The 16,115-nt window shown below is 62.3% G+C and carries 13 protein-coding genes; 5 read left to right on the top strand and 8 right to left on the bottom strand.

Annotated features, from left to right (window positions below; all coding sequences use genetic code 11):
- Window positions 1-9 precede the first annotated feature (9 nt).
- The 6 genes from HMPREF0291_RS01805 to HMPREF0291_RS01830 form a co-directional block, all read right to left on the bottom strand.
- Complete coding sequence (locus tag HMPREF0291_RS01805) at window positions 10-654, bottom strand: CGLAU_01105 family protein (protein WP_005287033.1); 645 nt, start codon at window positions 652-654, stop codon at window positions 10-12.
- Window positions 655-738: 84 nt separating this feature from the next.
- The gene (locus HMPREF0291_RS01810; protein WP_005287036.1) at window positions 739-2,052 is read right to left on the bottom strand and encodes a DUF445 domain-containing protein; all 1,314 of its coding nucleotides are present in this window, start codon (window positions 2,050-2,052) and stop codon (window positions 739-741) included.
- 67 nt (window positions 2,053-2,119) lie between these two features.
- Complete coding sequence (locus HMPREF0291_RS01815) at window positions 2,120-2,497, bottom strand: hypothetical protein (RefSeq protein ID WP_005287039.1); 378 nt, start codon at window positions 2,495-2,497, stop codon at window positions 2,120-2,122.
- A 35-nt stretch (window positions 2,498-2,532) separates the two neighbouring features.
- A complete protein-coding gene (locus HMPREF0291_RS01820; RefSeq protein WP_005287042.1) occupies window positions 2,533-3,282 on the bottom strand; it encodes a succinate dehydrogenase/fumarate reductase iron-sulfur subunit in 750 nt (249 codons plus the stop codon).
- The gene (locus tag HMPREF0291_RS01825; RefSeq protein ID WP_005287045.1) at window positions 3,282-5,456 is read right to left on the bottom strand and encodes a fumarate reductase/succinate dehydrogenase flavoprotein subunit; all 2,175 of its coding nucleotides are present in this window, start codon (window positions 5,454-5,456) and stop codon (window positions 3,282-3,284) included. The genes HMPREF0291_RS01820 and HMPREF0291_RS01825 overlap by 1 nt, the downstream gene beginning before the upstream one ends.
- A gap of 21 nt (window positions 5,457-5,477) precedes the next feature.
- A complete protein-coding gene (locus tag HMPREF0291_RS01830; RefSeq protein ID WP_005287047.1) occupies window positions 5,478-6,236 on the bottom strand; it encodes a succinate dehydrogenase cytochrome b subunit in 759 nt (252 codons plus the stop codon).
- 460 nt (window positions 6,237-6,696) lie between these two features.
- Between HMPREF0291_RS01830 and HMPREF0291_RS01835 the strand changes: the two genes are divergently transcribed.
- Window positions 6,697-7,179: an SRPBCC family protein gene (locus HMPREF0291_RS01835; RefSeq protein ID WP_005287052.1), complete on the top strand. Its 483-nt coding sequence runs from the start codon at window positions 6,697-6,699 to the stop codon at window positions 7,177-7,179.
- A gap of 84 nt (window positions 7,180-7,263) precedes the next feature.
- Here the strand turns inward: HMPREF0291_RS01835 and HMPREF0291_RS11190 are convergent, their stop codons facing one another.
- Entirely contained in the window at window positions 7,264-8,484 is a 1,221-nt protein-coding gene (locus HMPREF0291_RS11190) for a DUF4352 domain-containing protein (RefSeq protein WP_005287055.1), read from the bottom strand.
- A gap of 235 nt (window positions 8,485-8,719) precedes the next feature.
- Window positions 8,720-10,132 (bottom strand): dihydrolipoyl dehydrogenase, encoded by a 1,413-nt coding sequence (lpdA, locus tag HMPREF0291_RS01845; protein ID WP_005287058.1) that lies wholly within the window; start codon window positions 10,130-10,132, stop codon window positions 8,720-8,722.
- Window positions 10,133-10,239: 107 nt separating this feature from the next.
- Here lpdA and HMPREF0291_RS01850 point away from each other — a divergent pair, with 107 nt between their 5' ends.
- The 4 genes from HMPREF0291_RS01850 to HMPREF0291_RS01865 all read left to right on the top strand — a co-directional run bounded on the left by HMPREF0291_RS01850 (window position 10,240) and on the right by HMPREF0291_RS01865 (window position 16,109).
- Complete coding sequence (locus HMPREF0291_RS01850; RefSeq protein ID WP_005287061.1) at window positions 10,240-11,709, top strand: alpha/beta hydrolase; 1,470 nt, start codon at window positions 10,240-10,242, stop codon at window positions 11,707-11,709.
- Window positions 11,710-12,310: 601 nt separating this feature from the next.
- Window positions 12,311-13,453 carry an alpha/beta hydrolase gene (locus tag HMPREF0291_RS01855; RefSeq protein WP_005287069.1) on the top strand — a complete coding sequence of 381 codons (1,143 nt, stop codon included), beginning with the start codon at window positions 12,311-12,313 and terminating at the stop codon, window positions 13,451-13,453.
- 44 nt (window positions 13,454-13,497) lie between these two features.
- Complete coding sequence (locus tag HMPREF0291_RS01860) at window positions 13,498-15,459, top strand: prolyl oligopeptidase family serine peptidase (RefSeq protein ID WP_005287072.1); 1,962 nt, start codon at window positions 13,498-13,500, stop codon at window positions 15,457-15,459.
- Between the two features lie 23 nt (window positions 15,460-15,482).
- Complete coding sequence (locus HMPREF0291_RS01865) at window positions 15,483-16,109, top strand: copper chaperone PCu(A)C (RefSeq protein WP_040423985.1); 627 nt, start codon at window positions 15,483-15,485, stop codon at window positions 16,107-16,109.
- Window positions 16,110-16,115: the final 6 nt, after the last annotated feature.

The raw sequence follows: 16,115 nt of genomic DNA on the forward strand, positions 1-16,115 counted from the left end.
CGAACCTTTCTAGCGGTTGTCAGTTTCGTCGGGGTTGTTACCGTCGGTCGGGTCGTGCTCCACAATATCGGAGGCGTTGTCGCCGCCGTTGAACGTGTTGCTCACTCGGCCGATCACTTCCTCCAGGCGGCTGCGCAGATCGGCCACAGTGCCTTCGACATCTACGTCCGACTCTTCAGCGCGGCTGCGGACCTGCCCGACAGCGGTGTTGAAGGTCTCGCGGATCTCATCGAGAGCGGAGCCGAAAGCGGCCTTGGTCTGATTCGCCTCATCGGACTCGCGGGCAGTGTCCACGGCGCGGGTAACGCTGCCGGCGAAGTCGCGGAAAATGGACTCTGCATCCGAGGCGAACGAGGTGGTCGCGGCGCGGAAGTCACGGTCGTTGGCTGCGCCCTGGTAAGCCTCGCGGGCGTTGGCGATAGCCGCCTTGAGCTGCTCCGTAAGACCCGAGTGGGCATGGGTGAGCTCCTCATCCACGCCGTGGTGGGCACCAGTGTCCACGTCAGCATCGCGGTCCGCGCGGAAGTTGCGGCTGAACTCGCCCGCAAGGTCCCCCAAGCGGGACCACGCGTTGAGCGAAGCATCGCCCACGCCGCGCAGAGCGTTCATGAAGGTGTCGTCGTTAGCAGGGCCGTTCGGGGTTGCGTTGGTCATGGCAGAGGTCTCCAGAATCGTAGAACGTGATCGGCAGGTGTGCGCCTCTCAGTCTAGACAGCCCGGCGGCAAAACAACCGGGGGCTAGAACAGCAACTGCGACACCGTGTAGATGACCAGGCCAGCCAAAGCACCGACGATCGTGCCGTTGACGCGGATGAACTGCAGGTCTTTGCCCACCATCAGCTCGATCTTGTCGGCAGCCTCACGGCCGTCCCAGCGCTCAATGGTGTCGGAGATGATCGCCGTAATGTCGCCGGCGTAATTGTCCGCGATGAACCGGGACGCACCCTCGATCCGTGTGTCCAAGTCTGCACGCAGCTGCGGGTCGGTGGTGATGCGAGTGCCCCATTCCCGCGCCAGTTCGGTGATGCGCCGCCGTAGGAGGGAGGAGGGGTCGGTGGAAGCGTCGATAAGCGATTGCGACGCTGAAGCCCAGATTCCGCTCGCCGCTGACTGCACGGCGTTGGACCCCATGATGTCGGCTTTGATGTCCTCGACCCGCGTGATCATCTTCGGGTCGGACTGCAGATCCTGCGCGAACTGCGAAATCGTGCGGCGGACAGCGCGGCGCGCCTCGTGCTGGGGGTTGGTGTCAATCTCCCACATGAAGTCCTGCAGCTCGCGGTACACGCGCTCACCGACGAGGTCTCTGGCGAATTTCGGGGCCCAGCGCGGCATGCGCTCGTCAATCATGGTGACCACGGATTCCTCCATGGTGTTCACCTTGTTGCGGCCCCAGGAGATGATCTCCTCCACAATCGGCTCGACCTTGCCGTCTGCGATCAGCCCATCGAGTGCGCGGCCCAGCGGCGGCCCCCAGGCAGGCTCCGCCACCCGGTCAATGAATTGGTGGTTGATCAGCGCTTCCGCGTCTTCCGGATCGATTGCCGCGACCGCGCTCGCCGTGAAGCGGCCGACCTGCTCCGATGCCTTCTCGGCATTCTCCGGCTGCGCAAGCCATGCACCGACCTTCTCCGGAATGTTGGCTTCGGAGACTTTCTCCGTGATCAGCTGCGCGTTGAGAAAGTTCTCACCGACGAATTCACTCAGGGCCCCGCCGATCTGGTCCTTTTTCTTGGGAACCAGCGCCGTGTGCGGAATCGGAATGCCCATCGGGTAGCGGAACAGCGCCGTGACAGCGAACCAGTCCGCCAAACCGCCGACCATGCCGGCCTCCGCGGCCGCGCGAACGTACCCCACCCAGGCGGGCGCGTGATGCACGTCGTGCTCAATCCACCACGTGCACGCCAGGAAGATCACTGCGGCCAGGACCAGCAGGCCCGTCACCCACGTCTTGTGCATCCGCAACGAGCGGCGACGCTCCGCCTCAACTTCCGGCGACGGGCCCGGGACCTCCAGCGGCGCGCGGGTGTGCGCAAGTTCGTGGTTTGTCATGAGTTGATTAAAGCGCAAAAAACCTCCCGCGCGAAGCGGGAGGCACTTGCTTAACGACGATCACCGCCTAGTTAAGACGGCCCGTCTCCTTCCGGTAGGCCTTGTAGTCGCTGCGGCCGGAAACGATCGCGATGATCGCACCGATCAGCGTGACAGCCGTGAACACCCCACCCACGATGAAAAGCGTGTTGGTGATGTCCGGGCTTGCACCGTGGCCCCACAGGTGCGTTCCAGCACCGTAGATCAGGGTGCCAATGCCAGCCAGAGAAGCCAGCATCAGCCCCATGCCCACCCAGGTGCGGGTCTTCATTAGGGAGGAGTGCGGCGCACCGAGGGAAACCGGGTCATACCCGTCCAGGTAGCCCGAATGAAGGGATTGGCCGTACTCCGGGAAACTCTCGGAGGCGATGTCCGCAACGGGTGCGGGACCTGCGTGTCCGCTCATCGTTTCGTCTCTCTTTCTAGAAGGTGACTTCTATTTTAGTCGTCCTTGCCACGGAAGGCGGCGCGTGCGCGCTCCTTGTTGATGGCGCCGACAGCCTCGAGCGGGATGCCTGCCGGGCAGACGTCCGCGCACTCGCCGAAGAGGGTGCAGTGGCCGAAGTTGGTCTCCAGCTCGTCCACCATCTGGCGGGCGCGCTTGCCACGCTCTTCCTTGCCCAGCGGCAGGAGCTTGAGGTGGTTCAGCTTCGCGCCGGTGAACAGGTGCGCAGCGCCGTTCGGGCACGCAGCCACACACGCACCGCAGCCGATGCAGGCAGCAAAGTCCAGAGCCTTCTCTGCGGTCTGGTGGTTGACGTGCAACGTGTCAGCGTCCGGTGCAGTACCGGCCTGGATGGACACGTAGCCGCCCTGCTCCATCACGCGGTCCAGCGCGGAGCGGTCCACGGTGAGGTCCTTGATCACCGGGAAAGCAGCCGAGCGGAACGGCTCGATCTTCAGGGTGTCGCCGTCCTTGTAGTTCCACAGGCGCTGCAGGCAAGCCGTGGTGTTCTGGCCGGCACCGTGGGGGCGGCCATTGACCGACAGGCCACAGGTGCCGCAAATGCCCTCGCGGCAATCGGAGGCGAAGGTGAAGGGTTCTTCACCGGCCTCGACGCGGGCGTTGTTGACGTGGTCCAGCAGCTCCAGGATGGACATCTGCTCCACAGCGTCGTCGACCTGGACGGTCTCGAAGTTTCCCTCGGTGTCGGGTCCGGCCTGACGCCAGATCTCAAGTGTCAGTTTCATTACTTGTAGTTCCTTGTCATCAGCGGGATCGAGTCGAAGTACAGGGGTTCTGCGTGGCGGATGAACTGCTCATCGCCGGCGGGCTCCCAGGCGGAGACGAAGCACCAGTTCTCATCGTCGCGCTCTGCCTCGCCGTCCTCGGAGAGGTGGTCCTCGCGGTAGTGGGCACCACAGGACTCGTCGCGGTCGAGAGCGTCGATGATCATCAGCTCACCCAGGTTGATGTAGTCCGCCACACGGATGGCGTTCTCCAGCGTCTGGTTCATGTCCATCGCGTCACCCGGGATGTTCACGTTCGCCCAGAACTCGCGACGCAGCTCGCGCACGCGCTCCAGGCCCTTCTCCATGTTCTCCACGTTGCGGGCAACACCGCAAGACTCGTAGAGAATAGCGCCGAGCTGCTCGTGGTAGAAGTCCGGGCCGTGCGGCTCCTCACCCTCGACGGTCATCAGACGGTTGACCAGGTCCTGGGCGCGGGTCACAGCTGCGGTGACCTCCTCAGCCTCGAGTTCCAGAACCGGCTCGTTGAGGTGGCCGGCCAGGAAGTTCGGGATGCAGAACGGGAGGGTGAACCAGCCGTCCACGGATGCGGACAGAAGCGAGTTCGCACCCAGGCGGTTAGCACCGTGGTAGGTCCAGGAGCACTCGCCGGCAGCGAAGAGACCGTCGATGGAGGTCATTTCGTTGAAGTCGGTCCACAGGCCACCCATGGTGAAGTGAACGGTCGGGGCGATGAGCATCGGGGACTCGTACGGGTCGTCACCGACGGAGTCGTAGTACATCTCGAACAGGTTCGAGTAACGCTCCTTGATGGTGTCCTTACCCAGGCGCTCGATGGCGTCCGTGAAGTCAAGGTACGCAGCGTTGTTCAGCGCACCGACACCGCGGCCAGCGTTGATTTCCTGGGAGATGGCACGCGATGCGACGTCGCGGGGCACAAGGTTACCGAAGGCCGGGTAGCGGCGCTCCAGGAAGTAGTCGCGCTCCTCCTCCGGGATGTCCTTCGGGTCGCGGTCGTCGCCCTCTTCCTTCGGGACCCAGATGCGGCCGTCGTTACGCAGCGACTCGGACATCAGAGTCGTCTTCGCCTGCCACTTCGCGTTGACCGGAAGGCCCGTCGGGTGGAACTGCACGAACGCCGGCGATGCCATGTAAGCACCGTGCTCGTAGGCACGCATGATGGCGGAAGCGTTGGAGTTCTTCGCCAGCGTGGTCTTGTGGTACACGTTGCCGTAACCACCGGTAGCCAGAATGACGGCGTGGCCGGTGAACGGCACAATTTCACCCGTGATCAGGTTGCGGGTCACAATGCCTTCGCAGCGCTTCTTCCCGTCCTTCTCCGTGATGATGTAGTCGAGCAGGTCGTTGTGGGTGAAGATTTCCACGTTGCCCAGGTGGATCTGACGCTGCAGGGCAGATGCCGTGGACAGCTGGAGCTGCTGACCTGTTTGGCCACGGGTGTAGTAGGTGCGGGACACCTGGACACCACCGAAGGAACGAGTCGCCAGGGCGCCGCCGTACTCGCGGGCGAACGGAGCACCGATGGCGTTCATGTGGTCAATGACGCGGACGGACTCAATCGCCAGGCGCCAGCAGTCGGACTCGCGGCAGCGGTAGTCGCCGCCCTTGACGGTGTCCTTGGTGTGGCGGTACGCGCCGTCATTATCCATCTTCTTACCGCGGGCGGAGTTCACGCCGCCCTGTGCAGCGATGGAGTGCGCGCGACGCGGTGCGTCGTGGTACGTGAAGTTCTTCACGTTGTAGCCCAGCTCACCCAGTGCAGCTGCAGCTGCACCGCCGGACAGGCCGGTACCCACCACGATGACGGTGAACTTGCGACGGTTGAGCGGGGAGACCATCTCCATGTGGTCCTTCTGGTAAGCCCACATGTCGCGCATCGGCACGCCCTTGGGCTCGTTGCTCTCCAGAATGTTGCCCGGGGTCACGCCAGCAGCCTTGGACTGCGGGTTGGTGAAGTCCTTGTTCTCGTCCTTCTCCGCAGCCGGGGTGGTGTCAGCGCCCTCGGCCTCAGCCGGGCGATCAACGGTTGCCTGCTCGCTGGCGGGCTTGACGATCTTCTCGCCCTGTTCGCCAAGGCCCTTACCCGTGCTGTGGGTCTCCGCTTGCGGGTCTTTGGGCTTGTCGGCGCCCGCCGCGTTGTGTGCAGTAGTCATTTCAGATTCCTCCAGCGTTTCCTAGTGCACGATTCCAAATGCAATGGACAGCGGCATAGCGATGTTGGCAAGCACCACAATCGCCGGGATCCAGTAAGCCAACACGATCATGATCGCGTGGCCGCGCTTACCCAGCCAGCCCAGGTCAGACACAGCCAGGTACACACCGTGGGTGAGGTGCATGAACAGCGCGAGCATAGCCACGACGTAGAACAGGGTGACCGGCCAGCGTGCGGGTGCGAAGGTGGCCAGCATGTTGTTCTTCACTGCGCCAGCCTCGAAGGCGTTGGACGCGACGACCTCACCAATGGTCAGGTCGAGCAGGTGGAAGATGATGAACAGCAGCAGGATCACACCGGTGATCAGCATCCAGCGCGCAGCGGTGGACTGGATTCCGCCCATCAGGTTGGTGCGGCGGAACTTACCGCGGGACTGGCGCGAGCGGGCGTTCAGCGCGAACGCGCCCCAAATGTGCAGGAACAGGCAGGCCAGCAGCACAATGCGAACCATCCAGAGGAAGGACTCGCCCGGGAACAGCGGGTTTCCGATTGTGCGCAAGAAGTGGCCGTATTCATCGATAGCCGGCACATCGCCGTGATCTGGCATGAAGATCTTGAGGTTACCGACCATGTGGCCGATGACGAACAAGAAGAAAATCAGGCCGGTCACGGCCATGATGAGCTTGAGCGCCCAGGTAGGCACTCCTGGCCGCTCACGCAGCGGCTCTTCGGTAATTTTGCCGTGACGAATTGCGTCGCGGTCTGCATTTTGAACAGTCATGGCACCTCCAGTGTCGATTTAACTTTACGGTTCCCTGCAGCCTTCTCACTACTTAGTGGTTTCTTAGATCTTCAGTCACCCCCGCCCGCGATCGCAGTCGCGGTCGCTGCATGTGGGCCTGAGCACATTCGCTTATCGACGTCTCCCCCTCCCCGCCCGGCGACCCCACCACGTCACCGCGATACACAGTGGTTTCGCCATCCCGGGCACGCAACCGTTACATGCGCCTCTTTACCAACGTTCCAATCCACCCTTAAGTTGTGACGTGTGACACTCAAGGCAGGGATAAGCGATTACCCCCACTGGGTCCACCCCGAAGGGTGTCATCCTTTCGTTGGTTGCTTGACCCTAATTGTTCCCTTGCTGGCAGATTCCGCGATAGCCCACGGTCACCCGGCCCCGCCGGGGCCTCAATCCCAGCACAACCCCACCCCCGAATGTTTTCGGTACCGTGGGTGCCATGACTGAGACGAATTCCGCAACACGCGTTATTGACGCTTCCGCTAAAGACATCTTCGACATCCTCTCCAATCCCGCACGCCACCCAGAGACCGATAACTCCGGCATGGTGGTCTCCCTCGACCAGGGCGACCGTATCCAGGCTGTGGGCGACACCTTCACCATGAACATGACCAAGGAGGACGGCGACTACCAGACCCGTAACGAGGTCTTCGCCTTCCAGGAGAACAAGGTCATCGGCTGGCAGAACGTGGAAAACACCACCGCCGAGGTCAAGGTGGGCGCCAAGTGGCTGTACGAGCTCGAGTCCGAGGGCTCTGACTCCACCCGCGTTACCCTCACCTACGATCGCTCCGAAATCGAGCTGGACAACGTCCGCAAGATGTCCGAGGAGAACTTCACCGACGAGGTCATGGAGGAGTCCCTCTCTGCCCTTGCAGCTGCAGTCGATGGCACCGATAACCCGACTCAGAAGTCTTCCTAGGACCTAGCCAGCTCCACCGCTATTTAGCACCGGCAGCAAAAGTGCCCAGGTAGAGCATTACCCGGGCACTTTTCTTATGCGCACTTACTTCACCGCGTAGAAGACCTTCTCGCCGGAGTACAAGTCAGCCTCGACGACGATCGTGCCCTCTTCCTTCCCCTCAATCGGAATGGACACACCGATGTTGCCCGACGTGTCCGCCCCGTTGTAGAGGGTGGTGGAAAGATCGAACATGTCCGGCTCCACGAGCGTGACCTCGTGAGACTCATAAGTCTTACCCTCCGGCGACACGTACGACACAAAGATAAGCGGGCTCTCACCCTGGGGATCGTCACCAATGTACTTCGCCGTCATGTTGACCAAGATGTGCACCATCCCGTCTTTCGGCTCGTCGCTGAACGGGTTCTCCTCCATGATCTCATCGGTCGCGTCCAAGTTGACCGAGTTGATCGTGACTTCCCAGTCCCCCTGAGTGATGGTGCTACCCAGCGGCAGCGGGTTCTCGCGGCTCTTGCCTGCATCAGAACCCTTGGCCTTACTCTTGCCCTTGTCTTTACCGTTATCGGCTGCCCCTCCTGCGGAGGCGCCGTCAGCTGGCGCAGCGTCGCCGGCATCCTCGGCAGCGCTGTCGCTCGTGGAGCTCGCAGCCACAAAGAACACGGTCAGCGCGATGAGCCCGCCGACAACCGCAGTAATCACACCGGCGATGGCCGGACCCTTCGACATGTCTTTCATGACCAAGCCAATGATGCCGACCACGAGCGCGATGGGAAGCAGAAGCCACCCGAACACCAGTGTCGCCGGGAAGAAAGACATGATCGTGCCCAGGACCGCGAGAGCAATCGAAATAATGCCCAGAATGTTCAGCTTCGATCCCCCGGGCTGCTGCGGCGGGCCGTACTGGGGCTGATCAAAGCCGTACTGGCCCTGCCCCTGGTTCTGAAAAAGGGACTGGGTTTGGTTCTGCTCATACGGTGCCGCAGCCCCAGCACCGGACTGGTCCACACCGTACTGCTGCCCGGCGCCCGTACCGTACTGGCCCGCACCGTACTGGCCGGTTCCATATTGCCCGGCACCTGCACCGTACTGCCCGGCACCGTACTGCCCGGCACCGTACTGCCCGGCACCGTACTGCCCGGCGCCGTACTGTCCCGCGCCGTACTCCTGACCAGCACCAGCGCCATATTGGCCCGCGCCGTAACCACCGGTGTAGCGGGTCGATCCACCGGAACTGTCCGCACCACCCGATGTCCAATCCGGTTGCTGTGAACCGTATGGGTTGTTCGGATTGTAGCTATTGGACATGACTGCCTCCTTAGCCTTTCAGCAGGCACCGTTTAATCTCGAGAACGATGTCACTTTCGCTCGTCGAAGCGTGTTGTCACAGTTACTGTACAGACGAATACTACGGTCCGCGCATCTGCGCTTCCCCAATCGAGCCTGCTGCGGTAGCCCTCAAGGGATGAGGGGAAGGGGTGGGGTGGGTTTAAACGTCGAAAAGCGCCCCGGCGAAGAACCGGGGCGCTTGAAGCGACATGATTTAGAGGTTGATCATGTGGCCCTCGACACCGTGAGCGATCTCCTTGAGCACCTCGGACAGCGTCGGGTGAATGTGGACGTTGCGCGCGATCTCACCGGCGGTGAGGTCGAAGCGCTGAGCCAGGTTGATCTCCGGCAGCAGCTCGGACACGTTGGCGCCCACCAGGTGGCAGCCGATGATCTCGCCGTACTCGCCGTCGACGACGAGCTTGCCGAAGCCCTGGGACTCAGCCAGGCCGAGAGCCTTGCCGTTCGCGGAGAACGGGAAGGTAGCTACCTTGATGTCCTTGTCGGAGAACTTCTCCTTCGCCTGCTCCTCGGTGTAGCCCATGGACGCGACCTGCGGGTTGCAGAAGGTTGCGCGTGGCATCATCTGGTAGTCGCCGAGCTCCATGGTCTCAGCACCGGCGATCGTCTCTGCGGCCACGATACCCTGAGCCTCAGCAACGTGGGCGAGCTGCAGCTTCGCGGTCACGTCGCCGATGGCGTAGATGCCCTCGACGTTGGTGCGCATACGCTCGTCGACCTCGATGGCGCCACGCTCAGTGAGCTTGACACCGGTATTGTCCAGGCCGAAGCCCTCGACACGCGGCTGGAAGCCGACGGCCACCATGACGCGGTCGACGGTGAGGGTCTCCACATCGTCGGAGTCCTTCTTCTTGATGTCCACCTCGACCGAATCGCCGTTGTCGCGCACCTCGGTGGTGGCGTGGCCGGTCAGCAGCTTCACGCCAAGCTTCTTGTACGCCTTGGCGATCTCCTTGGACACGTCCTTGTCCTCGTTCGGCAAAACGCGGTCCATGAACTCGACGACGGTGACGTCCACGCCGTAGTTGGACAGCACGTAGGCGAACTCCATGCCGATCGCGCCAGCGCCGACGATGACCATCTTCTTGGGAGCCTCCGGGTTGAGGATCTGCTCCTCGTAGGAGACGACATTGTCAGACAGCTCGATGCCCGGCAGCGTCTTCACAATGGAACCGGTAGCGATGATGCAGTTATCGAAGGAGATTTCCTTGCCCTGGTCATCGCCCTCGGTGATCTCAATGGTTTTGGCGTCCTTGAAAGAACCGACACCGTTGATCTCGGTGATCTTGTTCTTCTTCATCAGGTAGTGGACACCGCCGACGATCTTCTCGGAGACCTTGCGGGAGCGCTGGTGTGCATCGCCGTACTCGAAGGAAACGTCACCCTTGATGCCGAAGGTCTTCGCCTCGTGGTTGAAGATGTGCGCCACTTCAGCGTTCTTGATCAGAGACTTCGACGGGATGCAGCCCACGTTCAGGCAGACACCGCCCCAGTACTGCTTCTCTACGACTGCAACTTTCTGTCCAAGCTGAGCCGCACGGATAGCGGCGACGTAGCCGCCAGGGCCCGCGCCGATTACTACAACGTCATATTGTTCTTTAGCCACGTCTCCTAGGATACGTTCGTTCTCCAGATCCTGCTTGCACGTGCTTTGACGGGCCTATTTCGCTTCCCACTTCAAAGTTCCCTGCCAGTTTGGCATGATTAACATTCATGAAGCTTTCCCGCCCCGCCCTCGCTTCGGCTGCCGCGCTCGTTATCGCCGCTAGCTCGCTGTCTTTGGTCCACTCGACACCCGCCGACGAGCCGCTCGCTGTCACGCCGCTTGACGACGGCACCGAGCACCCCGCCCCCGAACCCGACCCGCAGGCAGCGGCCGACTCCGGTGCAGAAGCCGAGAAACCTGCAGCAAAGGAAGACGCCGCTGAGGACGGGACAGAGCTGGACCCGGCAGCTGAGCTTCCCAAGCCCGGAGCCGGTGCTGACCAGGTTGACGATGACGTGAAACGGGAGTCCGAGACGACCCCTAACCACGCCGACCAGACACCCGTCTTGGCAAAGATGACTGAGCTGACGGAGGCCCCGAAGAAGGTGTCCGGCGGAGGCAAGGATGATCAGTGGTGGTTCAAGACCACCAAGCAAAAGCGCAACGAGAAGGAATGGGTCAAGGGCGCGAAACCGATCGTCGAGGCCTGGAACGTTTACTCCGATTCGATGGGGCGCGATATCCCTGTGGCCATCATCCCGGCCCGAGACGAGAACGGTAACCCCATCACGGGTGCCCCGACGCTCTACATGCTGAACGGAGCCGGCGGCGCGGAGCAGAATGCCGACTGGATTACCTCTGGCGACGCTGACATCTTCTTTGAGAACAAGGGGGTGAACGTGGTCATCCCGATGGAGGGCGCCTTCTCCTACTACGTCGACTGGCTTGAAGACGATGAATACCTGAAGCAGAACTCCCCGTACTTCAAGGGCCCGCAGAAGTGGACGACGTTCCTGGGCCGCGAATTGCGCCCTGCCGTGGAGGACCACTTGGAGGCTAACGGCAAGCGCGCTGTGGTGGGCATGTCCATGTCAGCCACCTCTTCCCTCTTGCTCGCGGAGCACTACCCAGGCGAGTTCGACGCTGTGGGATCCTTCTCCGGTTGTGCGGCGACCTCAACTCCAATTCCTTGGGCGTTCGCTGGCTTGACTGTGAACCGTGCGGCGTCGAACGGGGGCCGCATTACCCCGGCGCACGCGTGGGGTCCGATGGGCAGCCCCTACAACCGCTACAACGACGCGCTTGTCAATGCCGACAAGCTCGAAGGCTCCAAGCTATACATCTCCAACGCGTCCGGTCTTGGAGCGAACGAAGACATGTTCGGCTACCGCACCGAGGTCCGCGGCCAGAAGTCTGCTGACGCGCTTTCCGGTTCCGCAACCACAGTCGTTGAGGGTGGCGTGATCGAAGGAGCCACCAACGCGTGCACCCACGACCTTCGGGCGAAGCTGAACGGACTGGGAATCGAAGCCCACTACGAATTCAAGAATGCTGGCACCCACTCTTGGCCTGTGTGGGAGGATGACATGCGTCGCTCCTGGAACACCGTCATCGGCCCGACACTGATCGGAGAAGGATTCAAGCCGGACGAGTCTCTGCAGGAATCGAACTCCTGGAACGCGAACGGGTCTAGCTAGAACGGCCCCGCCGCCGGCTCCTACCGGAGCCACACACGACACAAGGGGAGATACCACGTCGGTATCTCCCCTTTTTGCATCTGCTTAACGACGCTTCTTGCCCGAACGGTGACAATGCCCCGGTAACTTAGCTCGTTTTGGCGCTGTTTTCACGCGCTTTTTGAGCATTGTTACCAGGGCATTGTTGCCGTTCGCCGATTCGCGAGCTGGGCTGGGCTGGTACCCCCGTTAGAACATGCCCAGGCTCAGAGCGATCTGGGAAGAGGTGGAGGATGCCTCGTGGATCAGGCCGCCGAGGAACTGGTTGATTGCCAGCTGTGCCTGTTCGATCGGGTTGAGTGCGTTCATGGTTCGCGTCCTTTCAGTTAGGGCTATTGCGGGTGACTCTAGGAAGATAGTCGGGGGTTGGGGTGGGGTTGTTACGTCGAAAAGCACTTTAACATGCTTAACTTGAGGCACAATAGTAACATCTTCCCACTTGTGGTACTGCCTATCCACGGTTAGAGTCAAGTGCAGTTTGATTGTATCCCCCGGTAACAACCATGACGCTTCAAGCGAATAACAAGGTTGAAGCTAACGGACCATTAGTAAGGAAACACCCATGAAGTTCCTCCGCTCAGCCCTCGCAGTTGCGGCCGCAACCTCGATTGCGCTCGGTGCCGCCCCGGCCATTGCCCAAGCAGCTCCGGTTTCGGCAGCTCAAGCGGCCGGCCAAGCTCCGGTAGGCGTGGTGAAGAACTGGGACGCCAACCCGGCCCCGAAGGCGATCAACACCGGCGAGACCGCAAAGTGGGTCCACGAGGTCGACCACAACAAGGTTTGGGCTTTCTGGGTTCACTCCCCGTCCATGGGCCGTGACATCCCAGTTGCTGTCATCCCGGCGCGCAACGCGCAGGGCCAGCCGGTCAAGAACGCCCCGACGGTCTACCTGCTCAACGGTGCTGGCGGTGCGGAGCAGAACAACGACTGGTTGACCTACGCCGAAACCCAGAAGTTCTACGCCGACAAGGGCGTCAACGTGGTCATCCCGATGGAGGGCGCGTTCTCCTACTACACCGACTGGCTGAACACCCCGAACGCCAAGTACTTCCGTGGCCCGCAGAAGTGGGAGACGTTCCTGACGAAGGAGCTGCCGGGACCGATCGAGAATCGTCTGGGCGCTGACAGCCGCCGCGCGGTCGTCGGCTTCTCCATGTCTGGCACCTCCGCGCTGGTCCTGCCGACGAAGGTGCCCGGTTTCTACGACGCCGCTGCATCCTTCTCCGGTTGTGCTGCCACCTCCAGCCCGGCTGGGTACAACTTCGCCCGCCTGACCGTCAACCGCGGTGCTGGCTCGGCTGCGAACTACCAGACGGTCACCCCGGAGCAGATGTGGGGCCCGATGGGCGGCCCGTACAACCGCGCCAACGACGCACTGGTGAACGCCGACAAGCTGCGCGGCACCAACCTGTACGTCTCCACCGCTACGGGCCTGGCATCCGAGAACGATATGGTGTCTACCCTTGTCGGCAAGGGTGCTCAGGTTCCGGCGGCATCTGCGAACGCGATGGTGCTCCAGGTTGAAGGTGGCGTGATCGAGGCTGCCATCAACACCTGCAACCACGACCTGAAGGCGAAGCTGAACAGCCTGAACATTCCGGCCCACTACGAGTTCCGCAACGTGGGCACCCACTCCTGGCCGGACTGGCGCAAGGACCTGGAGAACTCCTGGTACAAGACCATTAAGCCGGCATTCGGCATGTAGCCCGCCATTCGGCGCGTGCCCACGGGGGCGTTAGGGTTGTCTGTATGACCTCTAACGCCCCCGATCTGTCTATTGCCCCAGCTGAACTCGACGAGATCACGGGCGACAAAGCCCTCGCATGGGCCTCCGCTTGGTCCGCCCACACGGAGCAGCAGAACCAGGACGAGGAGCTGGCGGGCCGCATCCGGGACGCCTTGGACACTGACGAGAAGATCCCGTACGTCACGCGGCGCGGAGATTACCTCTACAACTTCTGGCGCGACCGTGAGCACCCGCGCGGGATCTGGCGCCGCACAACCACTGACGCTTACCTGCGGGGAACTGGTGAGTGGGAAGTGGTGGTAGACGTCGATAAGCTCGCGCGCGATGAAGGAGAAGACTGGGTCTGGAAAGGTGCCGTGGTCAGGCCCATCGCGAACGACCGCGCACTGATCAAGCTCTCGCGCGGCGGCGCGGACGCGGTGACGGTGCGTGAATACCACGTCGACGACCGAGCATTCATTGACGGCTCCGAGCTCCCTGAAGCCAAGACCGACGTCAGCTGGATCGACCGCGACACGCTACTCGTGGGCACTGACATAGGCAAAGACTCGGTCACGGAGTCCGGATACCCGGTCGAGGTGCGGAAGTGGGAGCGCGGAACCGCGATCGAGGACGCGCCGGTGGTCTTCCGCGGTGAGCGCAGCGACGTCGCAGTAGGCGCGCACGTCGACCACACCCCCGGCTTTGAGCGCGTGATTTTCGAGCGCGCGCTGGACTTCTACACCTCGCGCACGTACATCGACGGCGAGCTCGTGGATGTCCCCGAGGACTGCATCGTCGTGCCGCACAAACAGTGGCTGTTCCTGCTGCCGCGCACGGCGTTCGACGGCATCCCGGCGGGTGCTCTCGCAGTGGCATCGTTGGATCTCACCGAGAAGCGCGTGCTTATCGACGACTTCCCCATCGAAGACCTCTCCGTCACCGCCACCACCCTGCTGGTGACGGTGCTGGACAACGTGGTCACGCGCATCTTCCGCTTCGAGCTGGGCACCTGGGACCGCTCCGAAGTCGAACTCCCGGAAGCGGCGACAGCGTCGGTGGTGGGAACGAGCCCGCTCGACGGCGATGAAACCTGGATCAACGTGTCGTCTTTCACCACTCCCTCCACGCTGCTGCGTGACGGCGAGGTGGTGCGCCAAGCACCCGCGCTTTTCGACGCGTCCGGCCTGGAAACCCGCCAACACTGGGCCACCTCAGCGGACGGGACGAAGGTGCCATACTTCATCACCGGCGACTTTTCGCAGGGTCAGCGGCCGTGCTTGGTCGGCGGATACGGCGGCTTCGAGGTGTCACTCACCCCGGGGTACTCCGCTGTGCGCGGAATCTCCTGGATGGAGAAGGGCTACTACTTCGTCCAACCCAATTTGCGTGGCGGCGGCGAGTTCGGCCCCGAATGGCACTCGCAGGTGGTCAAGACCAACCGGCACAAGGTGTGGGAGGACCACCGGGCAGTGCTCGAAGACGTAGTCGCCCGCGGTTATTCCACGCCGGAGCAGCTGGCCATCCGTGGCGGCTCCAACGGCGGACTGCTCACATCCGGCGCGCTGGTGCAGTACCCGGGCCTGTTCGGCGCGGCCGTGATCCAGGTGCCACTGACCGACATGCTGCGCTACCACACTCTGTCAGCAGGAGCGTCCTGGATGGCCGAGTACGGCGACCCGGACGTACCGGAGGAACGCGCCGCGCTAGAGAGCTGGTCGCCCCTGCACAACGTGACCGACTCCCCTACCTATCCCCCAGCGCTGGTGACCACCTCCACCCGTGATGACCGTGTGCACCCCGCGCACGCCCGAACCTTCGCGCTCGCCTTGGCAAAGGCCGGTCAGCCCGTGGATTACTTCGAGAACACCGCCGGCGGTCACGCCGGTGCCGCCGACAACGAGCAGGTCGCACGGGTTGAATCGCTCATCTATACCTGGCTGGAGAATCAGATCGGGAACTCTTCAGATCAAACTTCCGACTGATGTTCAATGGAAAGGACAGCATCATGAAGAAACCACTGACTCTCGCCGCCGTCCTGTGCGCTGGCGCCCTCGGGCTGGCCGGGTGCGGCGACAACACGGAGACTGCAGGCACATCAGAAACAACATCGGAAGCCACCCCGGATGCCGCGTCGGGCGCTCCGTCGGATGTTGCGTCCGAAGCTTCCTCTGAGGCAACCATCGAGCTTGTCGACGGCTACTGCCGCGCCAAGCCTGCCGCCGACGACGACGCCGCCATGGAGAGCGCGACTGACTTGGACAAGAAGCACTCCGACATGACGGCCTGCTTCGGCACTCTGAAAAACACCTCCGATCAGGACATCTCCGTCAAGTCGTTCGCTGTCCCGTCGCTCGAAGGCGCATCGACCGAGCTCCACGAAGTCGTGGACGGCGTCATGCAGGAAAAGCCAGGCGGCTTCACCGTCGCCCCGGGTGAGACCTACGAGCTGGTCCCCGGCGGCGACCACCTGATGATCATGAACTACGACGAGGCCATCCCCGCCGGTGAGACGCTGGAGGTCGAGATCACCACCGACGCCGACACCACCCTTTCCATCGAGATCCCGGTGCGCGAACAGCCCTCCGGCGAGGAGAACTACGGTGGCCACGAGGGCCACGACGATCACGAGTAAGGAACC

Origin of the sequence: Corynebacterium genitalium ATCC 33030 (assembly GCF_000143825.1) — a bacterium.
GTDB classification, from domain to species: domain Bacteria; phylum Actinomycetota; class Actinomycetes; order Mycobacteriales; family Mycobacteriaceae; genus Corynebacterium; species Corynebacterium genitalium.

What these genes read in the sequence shown, in the direction of transcription:
- HMPREF0291_RS01805 (WP_005287033.1), bottom strand. Translation starts at nt 654, where the DNA reads ATGACCAACGCAACCCCGAACGGCCCTGCTAACGACGACACCTTCATG.
- HMPREF0291_RS01810 (WP_005287036.1), bottom strand. Translation starts at nt 2,052, where the DNA reads ATGACAAACCACGAACTTGCGCACACCCGCGCGCCGCTGGAGGTCCCG.
- HMPREF0291_RS01815 (WP_005287039.1), bottom strand. Translation starts at nt 2,497, where the DNA reads ATGAGCGGACACGCAGGTCCCGCACCCGTTGCGGACATCGCCTCCGAG.
- HMPREF0291_RS01820 (WP_005287042.1), bottom strand. Translation starts at nt 3,282, where the DNA reads ATGAAACTGACACTTGAGATCTGGCGTCAGGCCGGACCCGACACCGAG.
- HMPREF0291_RS01825 (WP_005287045.1), bottom strand. Translation starts at nt 5,456, where the DNA reads ATGACTACTGCACACAACGCGGCGGGCGCCGACAAGCCCAAAGACCCG.
- HMPREF0291_RS01830 (WP_005287047.1), bottom strand. Translation starts at nt 6,236, where the DNA reads ATGACTGTTCAAAATGCAGACCGCGACGCAATTCGTCACGGCAAAATT.
- HMPREF0291_RS01835 (WP_005287052.1), top strand. Translation starts at nt 6,697, where the DNA reads ATGACTGAGACGAATTCCGCAACACGCGTTATTGACGCTTCCGCTAAA.
- HMPREF0291_RS11190 (WP_005287055.1), bottom strand. Translation starts at nt 8,484, where the DNA reads ATGTCCAATAGCTACAATCCGAACAACCCATACGGTTCACAGCAACCG.
- HMPREF0291_RS01850 (WP_005287061.1), top strand. Translation starts at nt 10,240, where the DNA reads ATGAAGCTTTCCCGCCCCGCCCTCGCTTCGGCTGCCGCGCTCGTTATC.
- HMPREF0291_RS01855 (WP_005287069.1), top strand. Translation starts at nt 12,311, where the DNA reads ATGAAGTTCCTCCGCTCAGCCCTCGCAGTTGCGGCCGCAACCTCGATT.
- HMPREF0291_RS01860 (WP_005287072.1), top strand. Translation starts at nt 13,498, where the DNA reads ATGACCTCTAACGCCCCCGATCTGTCTATTGCCCCAGCTGAACTCGAC.
- HMPREF0291_RS01865 (WP_040423985.1), top strand. Translation starts at nt 15,483, where the DNA reads ATGAAGAAACCACTGACTCTCGCCGCCGTCCTGTGCGCTGGCGCCCTC.